Annotated in this window: 17 protein-coding genes; 1 reads left to right on the top strand and 16 read right to left on the bottom strand. The window is 46.7% G+C overall.

Annotated features, from left to right (window positions below; translation table 11 throughout):
* Positions 1-164 precede the first annotated feature (164 nt).
* Complete coding sequence (locus HMPREF3190_RS04405) at positions 165-947, top strand: leucine-rich repeat domain-containing protein (protein WP_066780754.1); 783 nt, start codon at positions 165-167, stop codon at positions 945-947.
* A gap of 170 nt (positions 948-1117) precedes the next feature.
* Here the strand turns inward: HMPREF3190_RS04405 and HMPREF3190_RS04400 are convergent, their stop codons facing one another.
* The 16 genes from HMPREF3190_RS04400 to fdhF all read right to left on the bottom strand — a co-directional run bounded on the left by HMPREF3190_RS04400 (position 1118) and on the right by fdhF (position 20887).
* On the bottom strand, positions 1118-3520 hold the full coding sequence (locus HMPREF3190_RS04400; protein WP_449676190.1) for an RICIN domain-containing protein: 2403 nt from the start codon (positions 3518-3520) through the stop codon (positions 1118-1120).
* 384 nt (positions 3521-3904) lie between these two features.
* Positions 3905-5110, bottom strand: a complete 1206-nt coding sequence (locus HMPREF3190_RS04395) for a chloride channel protein (RefSeq protein ID WP_066780750.1) — start codon at positions 5108-5110, stop codon at positions 3905-3907.
* Between the two features lie 52 nt (positions 5111-5162).
* Positions 5163-5987: a formate/nitrite transporter family protein gene (locus HMPREF3190_RS04390; protein ID WP_066780747.1), complete on the bottom strand. Its 825-nt coding sequence runs from the start codon at positions 5985-5987 to the stop codon at positions 5163-5165.
* 149 nt (positions 5988-6136) lie between these two features.
* Positions 6137-6970 carry a hydrogenase 3 maturation endopeptidase HyCI gene (locus HMPREF3190_RS04385; protein ID WP_066780745.1) on the bottom strand — a complete coding sequence of 278 codons (834 nt, stop codon included), beginning with the start codon at positions 6968-6970 and terminating at the stop codon, positions 6137-6139.
* Positions 6963-7463, bottom strand: a complete 501-nt coding sequence (gene hycH, locus HMPREF3190_RS04380) for a formate hydrogenlyase maturation protein HycH (RefSeq protein WP_066780743.1) — start codon at positions 7461-7463, stop codon at positions 6963-6965. The genes HMPREF3190_RS04385 and hycH overlap by 8 nt, the downstream gene beginning before the upstream one ends.
* Positions 7460-8245 carry an NADH-quinone oxidoreductase subunit B family protein gene (locus HMPREF3190_RS04375; protein ID WP_066780741.1) on the bottom strand — a complete coding sequence of 262 codons (786 nt, stop codon included), beginning with the start codon at positions 8243-8245 and terminating at the stop codon, positions 7460-7462. The genes hycH and HMPREF3190_RS04375 overlap by 4 nt, the downstream gene beginning before the upstream one ends.
* Positions 8245-8787, bottom strand: a complete 543-nt coding sequence (locus tag HMPREF3190_RS04370; RefSeq protein WP_066780740.1) for a formate hydrogenlyase complex iron-sulfur subunit — start codon at positions 8785-8787, stop codon at positions 8245-8247. The genes HMPREF3190_RS04375 and HMPREF3190_RS04370 overlap by 1 nt, the downstream gene beginning before the upstream one ends.
* 10 nt (positions 8788-8797) lie before the next feature.
* Positions 8798-10531, bottom strand: a complete 1734-nt coding sequence (locus HMPREF3190_RS04365) for a hydrogenase large subunit (protein ID WP_066780738.1) — start codon at positions 10529-10531, stop codon at positions 8798-8800.
* 11 nt (positions 10532-10542) lie between these two features.
* Positions 10543-12144 (bottom strand): hydrogenase 4 subunit F, encoded by a 1602-nt coding sequence (locus tag HMPREF3190_RS04360; RefSeq protein ID WP_449675111.1) that lies wholly within the window; start codon positions 12142-12144, stop codon positions 10543-10545.
* 4 nt (positions 12145-12148) lie between these two features.
* Entirely contained in the window at positions 12149-12802 is a 654-nt protein-coding gene (hyfE, locus tag HMPREF3190_RS04355; RefSeq protein ID WP_066780734.1) for a hydrogenase 4 membrane subunit, read from the bottom strand.
* A 9-nt stretch (positions 12803-12811) separates the two neighbouring features.
* Complete coding sequence (locus HMPREF3190_RS04350; RefSeq protein ID WP_066780731.1) at positions 12812-14266, bottom strand: hydrogenase 4 subunit D; 1455 nt, start codon at positions 14264-14266, stop codon at positions 12812-12814.
* Positions 14267-14278: 12 nt separating this feature from the next.
* Positions 14279-15220 carry a respiratory chain complex I subunit 1 family protein gene (locus HMPREF3190_RS04345; protein ID WP_449675107.1) on the bottom strand — a complete coding sequence of 314 codons (942 nt, stop codon included), beginning with the start codon at positions 15218-15220 and terminating at the stop codon, positions 14279-14281.
* Between the two features lie 13 nt (positions 15221-15233).
* Entirely contained in the window at positions 15234-17249 is a 2016-nt protein-coding gene (gene hyfB, locus HMPREF3190_RS04340) for a hydrogenase 4 subunit B (protein ID WP_066780730.1), read from the bottom strand.
* A gap of 2 nt (positions 17250-17251) precedes the next feature.
* A complete protein-coding gene (locus HMPREF3190_RS04335) occupies positions 17252-17845 on the bottom strand; it encodes a 4Fe-4S dicluster domain-containing protein (protein ID WP_066780780.1) in 594 nt (197 codons plus the stop codon).
* A gap of 84 nt (positions 17846-17929) precedes the next feature.
* Positions 17930-18493: a 4Fe-4S dicluster domain-containing protein gene (locus tag HMPREF3190_RS04330; RefSeq protein ID WP_066780727.1), complete on the bottom strand. Its 564-nt coding sequence runs from the start codon at positions 18491-18493 to the stop codon at positions 17930-17932.
* Between the two features lie 153 nt (positions 18494-18646).
* Positions 18647-20887 carry a formate dehydrogenase subunit alpha gene (fdhF, locus tag HMPREF3190_RS04325; RefSeq protein WP_082715159.1) on the bottom strand — a complete coding sequence of 747 codons (2241 nt, stop codon included), beginning with the start codon at positions 20885-20887 and terminating at the stop codon, positions 18647-18649.
* Positions 20888-21160: the final 273 nt, after the last annotated feature.

Genomic DNA, 21160 nt, shown 5'->3' with positions numbered 1-21160 from the left:
ACCCCGTACGGGCACAAGCACAAAAACGGGTACAAACATAAGCATAAGCTTGGGGACAAACATAGGAACAGGCACAGAAACACATACGTATATGTTTGCTGTATCAACACAGGTGCATACACATACTATCCAAGCACGACGCGCTTCTACGATTGCGAGCGATTATGGAACATTTTGATATTACCTGCAACGCCTATTCTGGCGAAAATGAACATCCCATTATCCCTGATAATATTACCGTCATAGGGCAAAGCTGCTTTGCGTGGAATCTGTCGATTGAGCGCATCGATATCCCTGAGGGCGTAACAACAATTGAGAAAAACGCCTTTACGGGCTGCAGCAATCTTGAGGTTGTGCACTTCCCATCAACGCTGACACACATAGGAGAAGAAGCGTTTTTAGGCTGCTGGAAATTACATGAAATTGACGTTCCCGAAGGTGTAACTACTATCGATGAGCACGCATTTTTGCGCTGTCGATCGCTGAGCAGTATTTCTCTGCCGCATACGCTTACTGAAATTCAACGTGGGTGCTTCCAAAATTGCGCAGGGCTTGAACATCTTGTTTTGCCTGATGGTCTTACCCATATACACGACGAGGCATTCCAAGGATGCGTTAATTTAGAAACGATAGAGTTTCCTGATAGTCTTGAAATGATAGAAAATGATGCATTTAGCAGATGCATTTCACTTACATCCATCACGCTGCCACCGTATTTAGGCTGGCTTGGACAACGCGCTTTTCTAGGATGCAGTGAATTACGCAACGTGAGCATACCAAACAGTTTAATGTCGCTGGAAGAAGGTGCGTTTAAGGAGTGTTACCGCCTTGCGCCGGTAACACTTCCCGATAGCCTTGAATTCATTGATGAAAGTGCGCTTGAGGAAAACGCTCGTCAAACAGACCAAAACCCGCCCAGTGATGAGTGCAGCGCTCAGCAGCCATAACACGCGCATTGGCCGGCAATCACAAGCGTACCAGCCATAACATACGCTGTGTTCATCAATCGCAAGCGTTCCAGCCACGCACTACGCTATGGGGTTTATGCATGAATGGAATGTACGAACCACACGGGCGCTTTATGCCCGAGTGGGAACACACCAACCACACTGCACGCTTATCGTGAAATAGCAGCTAAACTATCCCAATCATCTGCTGTTCCATAAAACATATCCAAATCGATGTCGCCATCATAACCAGGTAAGCGTCCACTCGAGGAGTACTGAAACAAGGTAGGTGCCGACCACGCGCCAAAGCCTTTAGAATCTGTCCACGGTTTTTCCTGATAGCCACTTGGATCATTCGAACCATATTGCGCTACCCACAACTTATAATCACGCGCAACAGCTGTCCAATCGTACGCACGAGTAACCGACTTTGACATATAAATAAGCGGTCGCACGCCTGTTTGCTGATACACATAATCGAGCCACTGCTTTGCCCATTGCGGACCTTGATCGGTAACTTCTTGCGTTTCCCAATCAAGCACCAGTACAATGTTTCCCAAATAAGGACGCACATTCTTAATAAAATGATCAGCTTGAACTTTCCAATCACCCTGACGAGCAAACGAATACGCGCCTATTTTTTTATTATTGGCAATCGATTTTCTCACGAATCTATTAAAGGTACGGTCAACATAGGTATAGCCCTCTGTTGCTTTCATAATTGCAAAATCAAACGGTGTAATATCAAGGTCAATGCCATCTTGATAGTGCGAAATATCCACACCATTTAAAACAGAGCCTGACGGCAACGGCGCAGGATTGGGCCTAGGAGCTGGATTAGGATCTGGTTCTGGTATTGTTGAAAGCTCTTCAGCACTTAATTGCCACTGCTGAGCAGGAGTACCATTAGCTTCCCATACCCAGATATTTTGTCCATCACTTGCCTGACCTGCACACACATCAAGCGCTAAACCACTTTTTGCCGAGAAAATACCAAACACATCAGGCGCAATGCGCTTAAAGAACCAATAACCAGCAAGGGTAGCATCGTCTTCATACTGTTGAACATTAGAACCTGGTTTCGTTTGACCCCACGCTACATTAACATTCTTCCCTGAGCCTGCATTAGCAATGCGATATATGCCTTCACCTGCAGAGGTAACAGTATACAGTTGGCCACGTGTTCCATTCCAGCTATATACTTGGACGTTTGCAGCATCATCGCGACTTCCATCAGCCACATCAAGCACTTCATTCGTGTCAAGCATGCTGCGAAACGCGAAAGGTCCTTTACTCAAGTTAAAGGCATCACGAAGCGTCTGAGCCTGTGTGAGCGCCTTGTGAAAAATAAGTCTAAAATTCTGAGCAGGCGTTTTGTTGGCTTCATAAATCCACAGCGCAGCACCATTGCGCGCATCGGATGCAGGAATATCAAGCACAACACGAGGCGAAAGGCGTGAATAGAGCGTAAACGACGATCCGTTCCACACGGGCTTCCACTGCTGAGCAACGGTTCCGTTCGACTCATACGACCATACCGGCGTACCGTTATCACTTGACGCAGCTTGTACATCAAGTGCTTTACCGCTGGCAATATTTATGAGTGTATAATAGCCATCCCCTGCATCATCAAAACGAAAATATTGACCAATGCGTGTATCGCGTGATTCAAGCTCGATACCTGCGCCGTCAGCACGCGAGCCATCCACAACACCTACCACAACATTACGATTAAGCGCGCTTTGCAGCTCATAGACGCTACCCGATTCAATACGCGGTGCACCAGGCGCAGATGCAGGCGGTGCAGACGGGTCATTTTGAGCTTGAGAGTTAGAATTATCGCTATTATCCGTATTCGAATTGTTGTCACCTGCGGATGAATTATCACCCGATTGAGAGGGTTCATCAATCAAAACGCCCAGTGGCTGAATGCAAAATTCCTGAAACCACGATCCGTTCGGACGCGTTATTTGTAACTTGTTGCTTCCACGGATATGCCCATCGCACCAATCCAGAACAAGCGTCTTTGATAATCGCGACTGAAGCACAAAACGATTTTCGCGTGTAGGAACAAGTTTCCACTGCTGAGCAGGTGTTCCATTATCTTCATAAAATTGTACAGGGGTTAAAGGTGTAGCTTGAGCAGCCATAACATCAAGCGCGTTGTTACTTGCGAGGTTAAGAATTTTGTAATACCCATTAGAAAGCGGCACAATGCGATACTGCTGTATTAATCGAGCGGTCGGTTTAGAAAATACTGCTCGAGCTCCGTTGTCTACGCTTTCCCCATCAGGTGTTATCGCACAAGCATTATCAGCAGCTGCCACAATTCGATACGCAACGTTAGATTTTATCTGAGTATTCGTAGAAAGAAACAATGTTGAGTTATCGGCATAAGCATACGGTGCGCACGCACTTGACGCGCACATAAACAGCGATAATAGCGATACTACAAGCGCGCCAAACAGCATACGCATACCACAAGCCACAGCAGCACTTCCCATCCGTCCTGAATTCGAAAATTTGCTTTTTACCTGCTGAGATAAACCTAATAAGCCAATCTGGTGTACCATACTTGCATAAACTTTCATGTGCTGTTCCTCATAACTTATCTATGAGCACCATTAATACTCTACTCGCAAATCTACTCGCAAAATATAAATCTGCACTCGTAAATAGTGGTATTATATACCACTAACCTTACATTCCCTGAATAGCTCTCGGTTATGCGTATGATAAAAAAACAGTCTATGAACTGGAATTAATGCGTCAATTTATAAAATAAAAATAGCGGCATTGGACGCTTTTACAGAAAATATACATGCAAAGTACCCCACCGTGCACCATACATACACTAAACAAACACGCTACGTGAACACGATCAGCGCTACGCAGATACTGGTTACTACACAGACGCAGATACTGGTTACTACACAGTATTGGGTTACTACACAATATTACGGACGATCAAGCGGCACACCAAGCGTGAATGTTTTGCCGTCATACAAGTTCAAGAAGCGAGAAAAAAGCGCACCAACAACGGCTGCAAACACGAAATATGGTAGTGCAGCAAAGCCGAACACTTCCACACCAAACACAAGTGCAGCAAGCGGTGCACCGGTAGCTGCACCAAAAGCAGCAACTAAGCAAATAGCGCCCATAAATACCACGTCAACGCCAACAATTGGTGCCCACCACGCTCCACACAACGCTCCAAGGCAAAATACGGGTAAAATTTCGCCGCCTTTAAATCCGAAACCCAAGCAAAGCGCACACAAAGCAATCTTTAAAACCACATCTACAACAGAAAAGACAGAGCCGTGCATAACGGCCGTAATTTCGCGCAATCCGGTACCGCTATACACACCGTGTGTGACCAGCACAAATGCAAGTACAACCACCGCTCCAACCAGATAGCGAAGCCAAGGGCGCGCCAGCAGGATACTCGTTGTTCCGCTTATAACTTTCATACTCGCAACAAACAGCATCGCGAACAACGCCGCAAGCAGACTTCCCAGTGCAATAAGCGCAATCTGCGCTGTTGACGTAGCGCTCACTCCCTCACTGAGCACCTGCCATGGCAAACCAACATTACACAGGCGCGCCACCGCGTACGCCACAAATGACGCCACAGGAATCATAAGCAGGTAGGGTGAGCGAATTTGTTCGTCATTAAACTTGATAATTTCAATTATAAAGAGAATAGCTGCTAACGGAGCAAGCATAAGCGCAGAAAAAGCACCTGCCATGCCGGCGGCAATGGCGTAGGGAATCACCGCGCTTGGCAGTCGCAGCACGCGTGCGACGCCCGAAGAAAACGCAGCTCCAGCCTGAATTGCGGCGCCTTCTTTTCCCACGGCACCACCGCTCACGAGCGTTAAAAACGTACCTGCAATAATATCAAGCGCAAGCGCAGGCGATGTATGATTACCAGCTTGTGTTGCACGCAACACGCCATAGGTAGACGTATTAATGTCAACGTGCGTTACGCGATACAGTAGCCACGTTAAAAATGGAGCAACAAGTATGCCTATTATCATCAACGGATACTGAGCAAAAATCTCTTCTGCCCATGCTGAAGTATACGTAAGAATAACAGAGGCGCAGCCACCGGCTACGCCTACTGAAACTGCTCCACCAATTATTGCTAACTGACGATGCATAGGTTCTCCTTATCACTTAACCCCTTATGAACAGGGTAAATGCAAGTGTACCCTAGTCTTTTTTCATTGTACCATAGGCTGCGCGGTACACAAGCGCTATCAAACTGCCGCCTACGACGTTACCGATGGTAACAATAACCAAGTTGGTAATAACGCCTTGAAGTGTAACAGCACCTGCAGCTCCAACGCCCATGCTGTTCAGCAGCAAGCCCATCGGCAAAAATGACATATTCGCAACACAGTGCTCAAAACCAAGCGCAACAAATGCCGAGATAGGAAGAATAATACCGATTACTTTATCAACGGTAGTACGCGCACCAAAACCAATCCATACCGCCAAGCATACAAACACGTTACACATAATGCCTTTAAAGAACATCGTAACAGGATCAAGCGCAACTTTACCAGCAGCAACATTAACCATTGTCATAGCAACTTCACCATGGTTCATAACCTGTACTTTTGACATATACATCAAAAATACGGCAATAAGTGCTCCAACAAGGTTTCCAACCCATACAATGCCCCAGTTTTTAAGCAACTGTGCACAGGTAATTTTCTTAGAAACTTTCGCTGACATCATAAGAGAATTGCCCGTAAACAGCTCGCATCCGCAGCATAAAACCAATACCAGGCCAAGGCAGAAGCAAATACCGCCCACAACACGCTGAACACCGAAAGGCAGCGTGGTATCACCAAGGAAAACGCAGAAATACGTACCGCCAAAAGCGATGAACGCACCTGCAAGAAGTGCTGCTAAAAACGTACGTAGTGACGTCATTTTTGTTTTTCCAACAGCAATTGTTTCTGCTTTAGTAACAATATCTGCTGGCCCGAGTGAATCGGGAGCAACTTTTTTTACATCTAGAGCATCCATAAGTCTCTCCATTTCCGATCGCTTACCATAACACGCAAGACATATTCTCCCAGCTACACGTACCGTGATGTGCTAAACGTTGCAGAGGTGCAGTGTACTGCATCTCAGAGAGCTAGTGTCATCGAAGCGCCTGTTCACATGTATTTCCCCTACACAAGTGACTCGTAGCGCTCCAGGCTTTCACCTCCTCGTAATGTGCGCTCAATATCTTCAAGAGCTGCGCGAACCTCGTCAGACAGTGGATCAAAAAATTCAGTACCCTTAACCTGAACTCCAAGAAATACCACGTCGTCGCATACTTCTCCCAGCTGACCAAGCAAGAAAGAAATAGGAAGCGAATGCGTGGTTATCATGCACTGTTTGGCAACATCCTGCGCTGTTAAGCGGCGAATGCTTCCTGGTTCAAAGCCCATTTGAGCAGCATCAACAAATACTACTTTACGGGGGCACAGTTCGCGAATGTAATATAAATCGTCTTCAGGAGTTTGTCCGCCATCGACAATTTCCCAGCCTTCAAGCGGCGCATCCATTAAATTTTTTGCAAGAAGAGGACCAACCGCATCGTCGCCGCGCAAAACGCTACCAGCGGTGAACAGCACAAGTGGGCCATCGGGATGATGGCAAGATGAAGCGCTTGAGCTTGAAGCCGAGGCGCTTGATACAGCCGCCGCGCTACCTGCGCTATCAGCGCTGCCTGCGCTACCTGCGCCTGATGCCTTCACGCTTGAGGCGCTCGTTTCACATGGCGCCAGAGGCACGAGCGGCAGTTCGTCGCGGGCCATCACGGCACGTGCTTCTTCTACGGCAGAAAAATCTTCATCGTAGGCATCGATTCCAGCAACACCTGCGGCATGAACATCAGCAGTGCCCGCACCGCCCGCAGCACCAGCCACGGCACCAGCGGCACCAGCAGCGCCGTCAGTGTTCACGACAGCATCGCGATTCCATGACGCATCCGTATCGAGTGGCTCTTGATTACTCAAAGCCCCTCCTTACCATGAGGTAAACATTAGTTTCATTGCGTACTTTCAACAGCAAATCAACCAAATTCACCAGCAGTGGAAGCTCGGTTGTGTCTAACGGCATCGTGTATTTTCCCACTTCATCGTATACATCGATGGTCGAAAGCGCCAAACGCGCAGCAGGAAGCAAAAACGGCGTGTGTTCTTTATTGATCTCGATTTCACCAAACGTTAAAACACCTTTTAACTTACGTTTAGCTTCATCGTTTTCCATCAATTCACAAATTTTTTCATACGTCGCAATAGGAATGCTCAGTGACTTTTCAAAGCAGTCAACCACACCGGTATGATGCCCCACTGACATCGTATAATACAAAACTTCTTTCGCATCGTCTGGAATAGATTGAGCGGAATCAACAAACTTACGGCGCAGGAGATAGAAATTAATCCTATCTCCTTGCGTACCAACCGACTCCATCCGATTTTCACCAGGTGTATAGTCGTGGTTTTTCATCGCATACCCACAACCTTCTTTTCGAGTATGTCTTTAAGCTCACTAAATACTTCAACTTTACGTGGATCGTCTTCATTAGTAATAAGGCGATTTACCGAACCAAGTACATCACCATCAGGCGCGTCAAGCGTATCCATAAAACGATTTACCAGTTCACGACCATAACGATAGCCAGAAAGTATACGTGCTTCACGTTCAAGTTCAACTTTCATCTTGTATGGCAAATGGTTATGCAGCAGTGGAGCTTGCTCGCCTTCTGCCTGATGAAGATGCGTTTCGTGAAGACGCTGACCCAAAATACCCAATGCCATTGCAAAGCCATAAATAGTTTGTGCAGGTGAAGGTGGGCATCCAGGAATATAAATATCAACCGGAATAAGCTTATCGGTACCGCCCCACACACAATAATTGTCGTGGAAAATACCGCCGGTACAACCGCATGCGCCATATGATACAACCAGCTTCGGATCAGGCGCACCTTCATACGCACGCAAAGCTGGCAGTCGCATGGCACGCGTTACAGCACCGGTATAAACCAGAATGTCTGCATGACGTGGGCTTGCCATATTCTTAATACCAAAACGCTCGGTATCGAAAATTGGTGTAATGGTACCAAAAATTTCAATTTCGCATCCGTTACAACCACCGCAGTCTACACGATAAATATAAATTGAACGTTTGATGTGCTTTAACAGTGCAGCTTTGGCTTCTTTTACCTTTTCATCAACGGTAATAGGATCTAAGCGCGCTTGTAAGCGTTCAGGAAAAACTGTATGTGCCATTAGTGTACCCCCTCTTGCCTTGAGCGCGCGATCGTGCGAGCGTGATAGGCATCAGCGCGCTCCTTGCACTCGGTGCATAAGCCCGCAACACGGATTGCGTTTTCTGCCTCTTCATCGTTTTCAAGACGTGACAAAACACGGCATGCATAGTCAACTTCTTTTTTCGGTGCGAAATACTTGCCGCATTCAGAACAACGTTGCAGCTCATACGAGCATGTTTCAATCAAGTCGGGTTTCGACATAACCGCAAGCTCGAACTGATCGCCCAAACGTATGGCTTCCACAGGGCAAACTTCCTCACAGCGCCCGCAGAAAATGCAAGCACCATAATTGATTTGCCACTCGATATTGCCCTCAGAAACTTTCGTTTCCATACGAATAGCATTAGGCGGACATGCAACAGCACACGCGGCGCAGGCAATGCAGCGCTCTAAGCTGTGCTCGGGCTTACCACGCATTTCTGGCACGGTAGGATACGGTGCAAAAGGATATGCGATAGTAGAGTCGCCCGCTTTAATTATGTTGCGTAGAGTTTTAAGCATGTCACATCACCTAATCTCTCAGCGGAGAATACGTACGGCGCAAGCAATACGATTCCAGTTCCGTTTTGCTGATAGTTTTCTCGGTGCCTTTCTTAACATCAACAAAGGTCACACGGTCGGTACAGGAATAGCATGGGTCCATACTACCCACGATAAGCGCTGCGTCAGAAACGGTATTTCCTCTAAACATATAGCGCAAAATTGGCCAGTTACTATACGTAGCAGCCTTTGCACGCCAACGATAGCATTTTTGGTTATCTCCTACCATTGCCCAGTGCGTATCTTCGCCACGCGGAGCCTCCGTAAAGCCCAAACCGAACTTATGCGGCGTGTATTTCCAGTCTTGATTCAAGATAGGACCTGTTGGCATAGTGTTTAACCACAGCTCAATCATGCCAATTGCATCAAGGAACTCTTCAATACGAACCAGCGTACGGCTCATAACATCGCAACCGTTGTGCGAGCGTACATGGAAATCATCCTGAATGTACTTATAACCGTCAAACGGATGGTCAAAACGCACGTCACGCGGGAATCCTGAACCACGCATGCAAGGTCCAACCGGGCTAAACGCACGCGCAATCTTTGGATCAAGAATGCCAACGCCTTTCGTACGATCTATGAAGTTCGGCGTGCTCATAAGCTCGTCAACAAGAATTTCTACGTCTTTGCGCAACTTAGCAAGTGCTGAAAGCGTTTCAGTACGCTGCTCGCTTAACACGTCACGACGTACACCACCAATCAGGTTTACACCGTATGTTTTACGGTGACCAGTAAGCAGCTCAGCTAAGCGCATCGAATCTTCACGAACGCGGAAGAAGTGCATGAATCCGGTATCAAAACCGCAATAGTGACATACCAAACCAAGGTTTAACAGGTGCGAGTGCATGCGCTCAACTTCAAGCGTGATCGCACGAATGTACTGCGCACGCAGAGGCACTTCAATGCCCTGAGCATGTTCTACTGCTTCAGCATACGCAACAGAGTGAGCGTTACCACAAATTCCGCACACACGGTCGGCAAGGAAGGTAACAGCATCGTAGTTCATGCGTGATTCTGCAACTTTTTCCATTCCGCGGTGAACGTAAAACAAGCGGTAGTCAGCGTCAACAATGTGTTCGCCTTCAACAAACAAGCGGAAGTGGCCAGGCTCGTCGGAAGTAACGTGCAAAGGACCCATGGGCATAATGGTTGTTTCTTTGCCTTGCGTATCAGCCAAGAACTCATAGTTTTCTGCTTCGCGCGCAATCATAGGACGATGACGATAATCCATGCTGTCTTTACGCAAAGGATACAACTCATCAGGCCAGTCGTCAGGAAGCACCAAACGGCGTTGGTCAGGCAACCCAACCGGCTTTAAGCCGAACATGTCGCGCACTTCGCGCTCCGACCAAACTGCAGCTGGAACACGCGGTGTTACCGATGGGAATTCACAGGTATCCTCAGGCACTTCACAGCGAACTGTCAGATAACACGGATCCATCTCTTCCATTGACAATACATAATACAAGGCATACGAACCAATAATAGAACGCTCATCGTTACCTACCATCATAGGCATCCAACCACCGCGTCCGAAATAGAGAAACTCTACTACGTCGGGCAGTGAGTTGGTATCAACAGTAACGGTAAGCTGGTCGTGATCTTGCCATTCAACGTTACGGACAACGCCAGGAAGGCGCTCTTTCAACGCTTCAATATGGCTTGCACCACGACGTTCAGCAATAGTAGCTTCGTTATTCATAATCCCCTCCTCTACTGTCCACTCTTATTCGAAGACGCAAGCTCTGAGGGCTGACCTTCGAAGAGTGCGTAGACGCCTTTGAATACGGGAGCATTTTGTAATACCGGCCCATCTTGCTGCAATACAATTGCCGTTGCTTTATCGACGCTATGCATAATGGGCGCAGGCATGGCAACACCGAACCATAAGGCAAGAGCTACCAAAACAATCTCAGGTGCAAGCGCAAGGGGTGGCACGTCTCGTTTTTCCATCGTCTCTGGCACTTTACCAAACCCTGCGCGCGTTACTACCTGGGCAAAGGCAGCAACAACCACCGTAAGAGCCAGTACGAGCACCACCAAGATTACCCAATGGCCTTTCAGTACACCTGCGGTAATACCCGAAATTTCCGACACAAACAAAGCAAAGGGTGGGAATCCTGACAAGCAGAACAAACCCATTGCCATAATGATGGCACTGGCCGGCATTATCTTCATCATACCACTAATCTTGCGCAGGTCACGTGTTCCGTAACGCATAAGAATGTTACCTGAAATGCAGAACACGAGCGCCTTGGTAATACCGTGTGTTAAGCAGTGCAAAAGTGCAGCTGCAATACCCAGCGGACCACCAAATCCTAAGAACAGTGCAATAAGACCAATGTTTTCGCACGATGAATACGCCAGCTTACGCTTAATGTCGTCTTGGGCAAGAACCGCAAACGCAGCCATAACAACCGACACAATACCGATGGTAATAAGTACCGTGTGTGGGAACGTTTCGCCTACTGCTTTTACAGCAATAATGTAGAAACGAATGATAACCAAAATAGCGCATTTCAATAAAACGCCTGACAGCAAACCTGAAACAGGAGACGGAGCTTCTGAGTGAGCGTCAGGCAGCCAGGTATGCATCGGGAACAAACCTGCTTTTGCACCAAAACCAATAACGGCAAACACAAATGCAACTTCCACAATACCAGCGTTCAACTGATCAGCAGCTGAAAGGGCTGAGGTCCACAACACTGCCTGATGAGGATCGGTAAGAACCTGAGAGGCATTTGCATAAATAAGCAAGGTGCCGTACATACCAAAAGCCACACCTGCAGTACATACGATAACGTATTTCCATGCAGCTTCGAGGCATAACTTCGCATCGTAAGCGCCAACCAAAAATACGGTCGATAAGGTAGTTGCCTCAATACCTACCCACATCAAAATGATGTTGTTCGAACATGCCACAATCAGCATCGTAAACAAGAAGAAGCTGAAGAACAGATAAAACTGTTTCACGCGCGCAGGTGGCATATGGCCAATTTCTGCATCGTGACGGATGTAAGAAAGTGCATACACACCTGTTAAAAATCCGATAACACCAATAAGTGTGACAAAAATAGCACCCAGCGAATCGAGTCTGAACCACAGTCCTAGGGCAGTTATTTCCGTTTGTCCACCGAATACAACAGCAAACACTTCAATAAGCGAAACCACCAGAACAACAGTAATTGAAATCACATGCAGCACTTCAAACACTGGCATAGGCAGATGCTTTGAAGGCAAAATGCCCATCAAAATACCAGCCAAACAAGGAAATGCTAACAGTAAGACTAGAAGCGACGAGTAATCCATATTCATCCTCCTAACCTTTCAGTTCCATTAAGTCTTCGGCATTGAGCGTATGTGCTACTTTGTACACGCGGTAGCACGCAACTGCCATGATGATAACGGCGATAAATGCGTCGGTTGAAATACCAATTTCAACCAGCTCGGGCGCATTAGGTGCCAGCAAAGCCAGCGTAAGATGCGATCCGTTTTCCATAAGGCAGTAACCGAAAATTTGTTTAACAATATTGCGTTGAGAAACAATGCACGTCATACCAATAAGGAAGTGTGCAAGTGAAATAGCAAGTGCTGGTTTCACTTCCTGGGCGGTAGGCACATCGAATGCCTGCACAACAGCCAAGCAAACACCCACTTCAATAGCAGCAATAACGAACAAGAATGGACCCGAAACGCGCGGAGCAAGTGTCGATCCTGCATCTTTAATTTTGTACGACAAAAAGATGATAATGCCGGGAACAATAAGTGCTTTCGTTACAAATGCAGATCCAGCCCACTTAAGCAGCTCTTCTGAGTCGGTAACGGCAGCAAGAGCAAGAAAGATGCCAACCAAAACGCACGACTGAAGACCGTAGCAGATAGCGGCAGGTTTTGCTCCTTTAACCATGAGAACAACCATTGAGGTTACAATGAGCAGTCCTCCCAAAATATTAACGAGAGTATATCCTGACATAATGAACCCCTACCCTATCCAAGCGGCTGCAATAAAGCTTGAGGACAGCGCCATAACAATAAGCACGCAGAACACGCCAACCATCGGTTTTGGAATAGGCGCAGCTGCAGCAACCGTCTCGGATGGTTCACCGAACAACACGAAGCCTGTCCATTTAAGGAACCATGCAAAGCAAGCAACTGTCTCAATCAATGCAACAACAACAATAAACATCAGTACCGGATTACCTTCAGCAGCTTGAATACCTCCGCAGAAGATAATGTACTTCGAGAAGAACAGGTTCATCGGGGGCGCACCTGCAATAGCAAGCGCGGCCATGCCAAAGCCAATACCCAGTAAGGGGCGTTTTTTCAGCAAGCCCTTCAAACGAGGCAGCATACGCGTTCCCATAGTATAGGAGCACGCACCAGCAATAAGGAAGAAGAGCGTTTTGGTAAATGCGTGGTTAAACACGTGAGTTACTGAACCATTAAAGGCAAGCTGACTTCCGAAAATGCAAAAACCAAATCCAAGGAAGATGTACGCTAACTGCGAAATCGTTGAGAACGCTAACAAGCGCTTCATGTCTTTTTGTGGTAAGTACATCATAAACGCAAACAAGCAGGTAGCGATACCGCCAATGACTACAACCCAACCCACAACTTCTGGAACTTGACCTGCTCCAATAAGAGCACGTGCGAACACTGCTACACCAACTTTAACCATTGATGCGCCGTGCAAGTATGCAGAAACAGGAGTTGGCGCCTCCATAGCGGATGGCAGCCACATATAAAATGGCAGCTGCGCCGATTTGCCCCATGCTGCCATAAGGATCAGCAGCAACACGGCAATTTTCGTGTTGTCATCAAGCAGTGAAATAGCAGCTGTTTCAAACGTTCCAACGTTAAGGAACATAATAGCGGCCGCAAAGTACAAGCCCAATGACGCAATATGCGTAAGGATAAGAGCTTTCATAGCCGACTTACGAGCAGTTTTCGTGTCGTAGTAGCCAATCAAAGCCCAAGAACAACCACCGGTTACTTCGAAGAACAGCAACTGGCTGAGCACGGTTGACGAATACACCAAACCGGCCATAGCACCAATAAATACCGTGAAGAATGCATAGAAGCGACGGCGTGGCGCATCGGGGTGTTCGCGGTTTCCTGAATTCAAGTATCCAACTGAATAAATTGAAATAAGCAAACCAATACCAACAAAGCACGGTGCAAACATAACACTTACTTTGTCGAAAACAAATCCAAGAACTGTGGTGTCGCCAAAGGCAACAAACGGAACAGAAATACTATCCTGACCACTAATCGCTAAAATAATCCAGATAGCTAAGGTAAAGGCTGTGGAAATTGATGCAGCAGTAATGCACATCCACTTCGCACATTTTTGTGGAATCATGGTCAGCAGCAGCGCCATGACAAATGGCACCAACACCGATGCTGCAGCGAGCGCGGGAAGAATAACGTCTAACATAGTAACTCCTCCCTATAATCCCAGAATACTAAACACGACTGCGATAAGCGCAATGCCAACCACAACCCATGTTTGTCGACTAATATAAATCCAACGAACACGTGCAACAATGTTTTCAATCACTGATGCCACAAAGCCAATAACGGCAACTTTTGCTATAAACACCACTACACCAATAGCAAGGCTTACCAACGATGTGTCAGCAGCAGATCCAAAAGGAAGGAAGATTGCTACAAACCAAGAAATAACAACGATTTGCTTGATGCCCATGCCTACTTTAATCATGGCAAGTGAAGCGCCTGAATATTCTTGCAAAGGACCTTCCTGAATTTCCTGCTCAGCTTCAGCAGCATCATAAGGAAGCTTACCGAGCTCGAAATAGCAAGCAACTGCAAAAGCAATACCAGCAACAATAAGAGCAACAGGCGTTTGTGCCATACCTGCACCAACAACCGTTCCCATAACACCAACGTTGGTAGTGCCCGTTGCAAGTGCAGCTACAAACAGCGCAAACATCATCGACGGTTCAACAAGAACACCAATGATAAGCTCGCGGATACCACCAATGCCACTGTATGCCGACGAACTATCAACAGCTGCAAGCGCGAAAAAGAAGCGCGGAAGTGCCATCAGATAGATAATCGTTATGATGTCAGCTAGCACTGGAACAGGGCTCATGCGGGAAATCATCGGCATGCCAAATGCAACCACTAAACAACTACCCATAAATAAGGGAGGCATAAGGCGCGATACAAAGCTTGAATCAGCGGTATGGATATCTTGACGATTCATAAGCTTGAAAATATCGTAATAATCTTGCCAAACAGACGGACCTTTTCTCGTGTGCAACTTAGCGCGCAACCAACGAGAAGTTCCCGTAAAAAGCGGTGCGAGGAGCACCAGTCCAACAACTTGGACAACACCTACTAGTACTAAAATACCAAAGTTAAACATCTCGCACCTCCTTCTAAATAAGAACCGATAAAGCAAGCAGCAAGATAAGCGCAACTAACACGTACAAGATATAAATACGGAAGTCGCCGCCTTCAATTGCTTTCACTTTATTACTAAGCCACACAACTAAGTTTGCACCTGCATCAACGATGTATTTGTCGCCCAGTTGCTCAGCAACTTTACATCCATCAACTGTTTTGTCAAAAGCACGCACAAAACTGGGAGCAAACGATGCGAAGAACGTTCTCACTTTGTAGAGAGGCTTAAGAATTTCACCTACTTGAGCTGCGAAGCTCGTTGCAATGACAGGCATATGCGCATCGGGCAAGTAACCGCAGCACCAAGGATCTTGACGAACTGTTACGCTGGCTTTGCTCATTTGCGAACGCAGGAAAATGCCTAAGCCAATAAACACAACCAACAGGATTGCCATCACTATAGTAGACATCAATCCAAGTGTTGAGTCGTTAACCAGCAACACATTAAACGCAGGCGAAGAACCCGCACGTTGTACCATTACTTCTGCTGCATGATTCATGATTGGCGAAACGAAGGTTGCGCCAAGACCTAAGAAGATACAAATCGCAGCAATGATAATCATGCCTATACGCATTGGAACAGGTACTTCACGCGCATTAGCAGAAACTTCTGAACGTGCTTTCGATAGGAACGTAACGCCATACGCTTTTACAAAACACGTAACAGCAAGCGCACCAGTAATAGCAAGCGACACAGCACCAAAAGCTGCAAACGCTTTGATGACGCCATCACTTTGCATGGCAATGGTGATCATCGATTGGTACGTAAACCACTCAGACACAAAACCATTCAAAGGCGGGATTGCCGAAATTGCAAGCGAACCGATAAGGAAGCACATGGCGGTAACAGGCATAACGCGTCCAAGACCACCCATAACTTCCATGTTACGCGTACCGGTTGCATACAAAACAGAACCTGCACCCAAGAACAGCAAGCCTTTAAACATAGCATGATTAAGCAGGTGATAAAAGCCTGCCATAAATCCGAGAACTGCAACAACGTTGTTGTTAAGGGCAAGACCCATAAAGCCAGTTCCCACTCCCAGTAAGATAATGCCGATGTTTTCTACTGAGTGATACGCTAACAGTTTTTTGATGTCGTGCTCGTTTAGAGCGTACACAACGCCGAGAACCGAAGAGACAGCACCAAACAGCAAAACTAAAATGCCCCACCATAATTCACACTGCGAAGACTGCAAAATATCAAGCCCAACTTTTACCATTCCAAATACACCAATTTTAATCATGCCGCCAGACATGAGTGCTGATACATTGGAAGGTGCAGCAGGGTGAGCTTGCGGCAACCATGAGTGAAATGGAATCATACCCGCTTTACAACCAAAGCCGATAAAGCACAGTACGAATACGAGCGATGCAATAATAGGATCGAAACCGTATTCTCTAAACGATTGGAATTCGAAAGAGCCGGTAATACCCGACATCACAAAGAATGAAATCATGATGGTGAAAAAACCAACATGAGCCATTATCAAATACAAAAAGCCACCTTTAATAGAGTTAGCGTTTTGTTCGATAACAACCAAGAAGTATGATGTCAATGACATCAATTCGAAGAATACGAGAAACCAAAATGCGTTGTCGGAGCAAATAACAAAGCCCATAGACGCAATAAAGAGGTTCATAAAAAAACCAACAGTACCAAGTCCGTTTTTCTTGTATTCGTCAAAATAATTAACACCGTAAATCCATGCTGCAAGCGCAAGCAGCGAAATAACTAACATGAGCAAGCCCGCAAGCGGATTAAGCAACAAACTGAAGTCAGCAAATGAAAACGGTGTTGGTACACGCACATACTCGGACGGGCAAATCATAGCCACTAAACCCGAGCCACATCCTGCAAGCGCAGAAAAAGCTCCAAATACGCAGCCAATAATTTTAGAAGTATTGGGCTTTTTCAAAAAAAAGAGCGATATTATCGCTCCGACACACGACAGGAGGATGGAGAATAAGAATAGATTAGTTGCTAACACTCTTATTCCTCCCCTCGATATGCGTGGAGGTCGTCAACAAGAACCTCATGCTCAGAAGCTGTTTCAAGGCGACGCTCTTTAACAGTTTCCTGCATAAGCTCGCCATTTACGTACGTAAGTGCATTCGTAGGACAAGCGCCAACGCAACGAGGGCCTCCTACGGGATCATACGAGCACAAATCGCACTTCACAGCGCAGGTTACTACTCCAACTTCCCAGCGGAGCAGTGGTTCAAGCGACTTAGAATATGTAGGCGTAGCCATCATAATACCTGCTACACCGGCAATAGATGTACCCGAAGGATGAATACAACCGAAAGGACATGCAATGCCGCACAATTTGCAGCCAATGCATGTTTGCTCATTGATATGGATTGAACCATTATCATGATCGATGGCATTCACCGGGCATACTTGCAGACAAGGAGCACCTTCGCAATGATGACATGCAAGAGCAGCTGAGATATCTGATGTTTGGATAACAGATAATCTCGGTTCTCCTTGCAAGCCATATTCAAGGTGACCCTCACTACAAGCCGCGCGACAAGTACCACATCCAATGCACTTGTCGGGGTCAACGGCAATAAATCGATTCACACCCACTCCTAACCTATTAAGCTGCCACATGAAAGAAGCGAAAGCGCGCTGCATGTGGCCACGCGCGCCTTCTTATGCACACCCCTATGCCGATACACACTCGACACTTGCGCATACTCCCAACGTAGACGTACTGGCAGCTTCGCGGCGCTTTTCCCTCACTTTATCGGCGAGTTTCTGCTGGTCAACCACGAACAAACCCTTGGTAGGACACGCTTCAACACATGCAGGACCGCCTGGTCGATCGGCGCATAAATCGCACTTCACAACAATAGGACGCTGCACTGAACGAAGTACTAAATTCCCCAAAGTTTCGGTGGTTGTTTGCATAACCACGTCGACGGCCCCAAAGGGACACGCCATAACACATCCTCGACAACCAATACAACGACTTGTTTCAACAGCAACCCTGTCGCCATCTTTGTAGAGCGCATGAGTAGGGCAAACCGATGCGCACGGCGCACCCGTACAATGTCTACATGCAACAGGAGCTGAGACAACCGCAGTTGAAATAACATTCAGGCGAGCTTGTGCAACATCGCCCGTAACATCATGTTTAGCCAAACATGCCGCCATGCAGGTTTTGCAACCAATACAGGCGGTTGGGTCTGCCATAACACACCGAGCACCAACACCTTGTGCGTCCATAGCAATCTCACTTTCCCCTCAGCTAGCACACTTGTTGAACCTTTTGCACCCCTGCAACTTTGCTTGCTGGCCTCTGTCTACCAGCAAGCAAAGTCAAATTCAACAACAGCTAGCACTCGTCTTATATGTGCGCTGGTAAGCGGCGCACGTTCGCTAAGCGTTTGTATAGCTTGGTTCTGGGTCTTTCTCCCAAACCTTCGATTGGAACTCCGGCTCTGGTTCAGCAGCAGGATCAATATCCTGAGCTGCTGTTGCATCAGCCAAGCGCTTCTTCAAATCGTCATACATCTCTTCAAGCTTCTGTTCAGCCCATACTTGATCTTCAATAGCATCAACCTGGCAGGCACTAAACTTATCTTCAGGTGTATGCGAACGCTCATCAACAGCGTGAATAGTAAGATTATTGCACTTACCAATCCACCACTGGTAGGTCATGTAAACCGTACCCTTGTTGATACGCTCATCGTGAACCGCACGTGTCATCGAACGACCACGACGTGAATGCGCCCAAACTAATTCACCATCACCAATACCGCGTGCTTTAGCATCATCAGGATGCATATGAATTTCACCTGGCTCTTCAGCAAGCAGTGACAACGCGCGGCAGTTACCTGTCATTGAACGGCAGGAATAGTGACCAACTTCGCGAACAGTACATAAGATGAGAGGATATTCCTCGTCAGGAAGCTCGGTAGGATGCTCCCAATCGTGCGCCATCAATTTAGCGCGGCCATCGGGCTGGTTAAACTGACCGCCTAAGAACAAAACAGGCGTGCCCGGATGGTTAATTGTTCTAATAGGCCATTGAGCATGACCAACGCCAGCCATTTTATCGTAGGTAGCACCATAGAAATCGGGGCACGTTTCGCGAATTTCGTTCCAAATTTCGCGCGTGTCGTTATAGTGCATCGGGTAACCCATACGTGTTGACAGCTCAGCAAATACTTGCCAGTCGTGCCAGCATTCGCCCTTAGGCGGAACAGCAGCCATAAAGCGCTGGAACGTACGGTCGGACGCAGAGAATACGCCATCGTGCTCGCCCCATGAAGTGCCAGGGAAGATAACATCGGCAATGAGCGTTGTTTGCGTCATAAAGATATCTTGGCAAATGAATAAATCGAGTTTGCGAAGTTGCTCTTCAAGCTCGATAGAATCGGGTTCTGTTTGGAGAGGATCTTCACCAAAGTTGTAGAACGCATGCACTTTGCCCTCTTCAGCAAGATGTCCCACATCGGTAAGCTTGTATCCGTCGTGATCGGAAAGTTTTTCCTCAGGAACACCCCATGCTTTCGAGAACTTTTTACGCATCGCAGGATTGGTAACATTTTGATAGCCAGGATACAGGTTTGGCAACATACCCATATCGCATGAGCCCTGTACGTTGTTCTGACCACGAACAGGAGCAAGACCAGAATTTGGTTTACCAATTTGATGCGCGATACATGCAATCGCAGCAAGTGTATGAACGGTTTGTACATTTTGCTTTTGTTGTGCAACGCCCATGCCCCAGCCAAGAACAGCTGATTTAGCAGTGGCATAAATTTCTGCAGCTTTATGAATTTCAGCAGCTGGAACACCGGTAATGTGCTCGACTGACTCGGGAGTATACTTCTTGATAGTCTCCCACCACTCATCAAAGCCGTTCGTATGAGCATCAATAAAGGCTTTATCGTGCAAACCATGTGACACAATTGAGTTAGCAAATGCATTCAAAAACGCCACGTTGCAGCCGTTTTTGATACGCAGATGCATATCTGCAATACGAGCAGTTTCAATAATACGAGGGTCGCATACGATAATCTTTGCACCCTTTTCTTTCGCCTTTACAACACGACGAGAAACGATAGGGTGTGATGCGCTGGGGTTATACCCAAATAACATGATGCATTCTGAATCTTCCATACCAGGAATGTTTACACTCATGCATCCAGAACCTACTGTGTCCATCAGACCGATGACCGTAGGTCCGTGTCAAGTTCGTGCGCAGTTATCGATGTTGTTCGTACCTATGCATGCACGTGTGAATTTCTGCATAACATAGTTAGCTTCGTTACCAGGACCACGTGACGATCCTGTTAACATAATTGCATCTGGACCGTACTTTTCTTTAATGGCCAAAAGCTTTTTGGCTGTAAAGTCAAGTGCTTCATCCCAGGTTACGCGCTCCAAATCAGAGTCTTTGGTGCGGCGAATCATAGGATGATAGATGCGTGGAGTAAGAATTTTGGTGTCATTGATAAAATCGAAGCCGTGAAGCCCCTTCAGACACAATTCGCCTTGATTGGTAATACCATCAAGCCCCTCAGCTGCAACAACTTTGCCAGCGTCGTCAACAACGAGGTCGAATTTACAACCTGCACCGCAATACGGGCAGACTGTCATATGTCTCTCCATTTTATCCCTCCTCTACTCGCTAAACATATAAAGCTCGTTTAATATCAAGCCCCTCCAATATGACACTCCCGAATTTATTCACGATTTCTATATATTCAGGATGGCTCTTATTGTACGCCTAAATTGTTAATAAGTCGAAATATTTTTATTCACTACAAGGTATTCATAATTACATAATCCCTTATCAAGTTTTATTTTTTGGTTATCAATGAAAAAAAGTAACAAATTTTTATTCATGAAATTTTCTTCATAATTTCTTTATATTTAGAGCAT

The organism is Umbribacter vaginalis, assembly GCA_001552935.1.
Taxonomy (GTDB): domain Bacteria; phylum Actinomycetota; class Coriobacteriia; order Coriobacteriales; family Eggerthellaceae; genus Berryella; species Berryella vaginalis.
The sequence above is the reverse complement of the archived record's forward strand: the minus strand, read 5'-3'. Positions and strand labels throughout refer to the sequence as shown.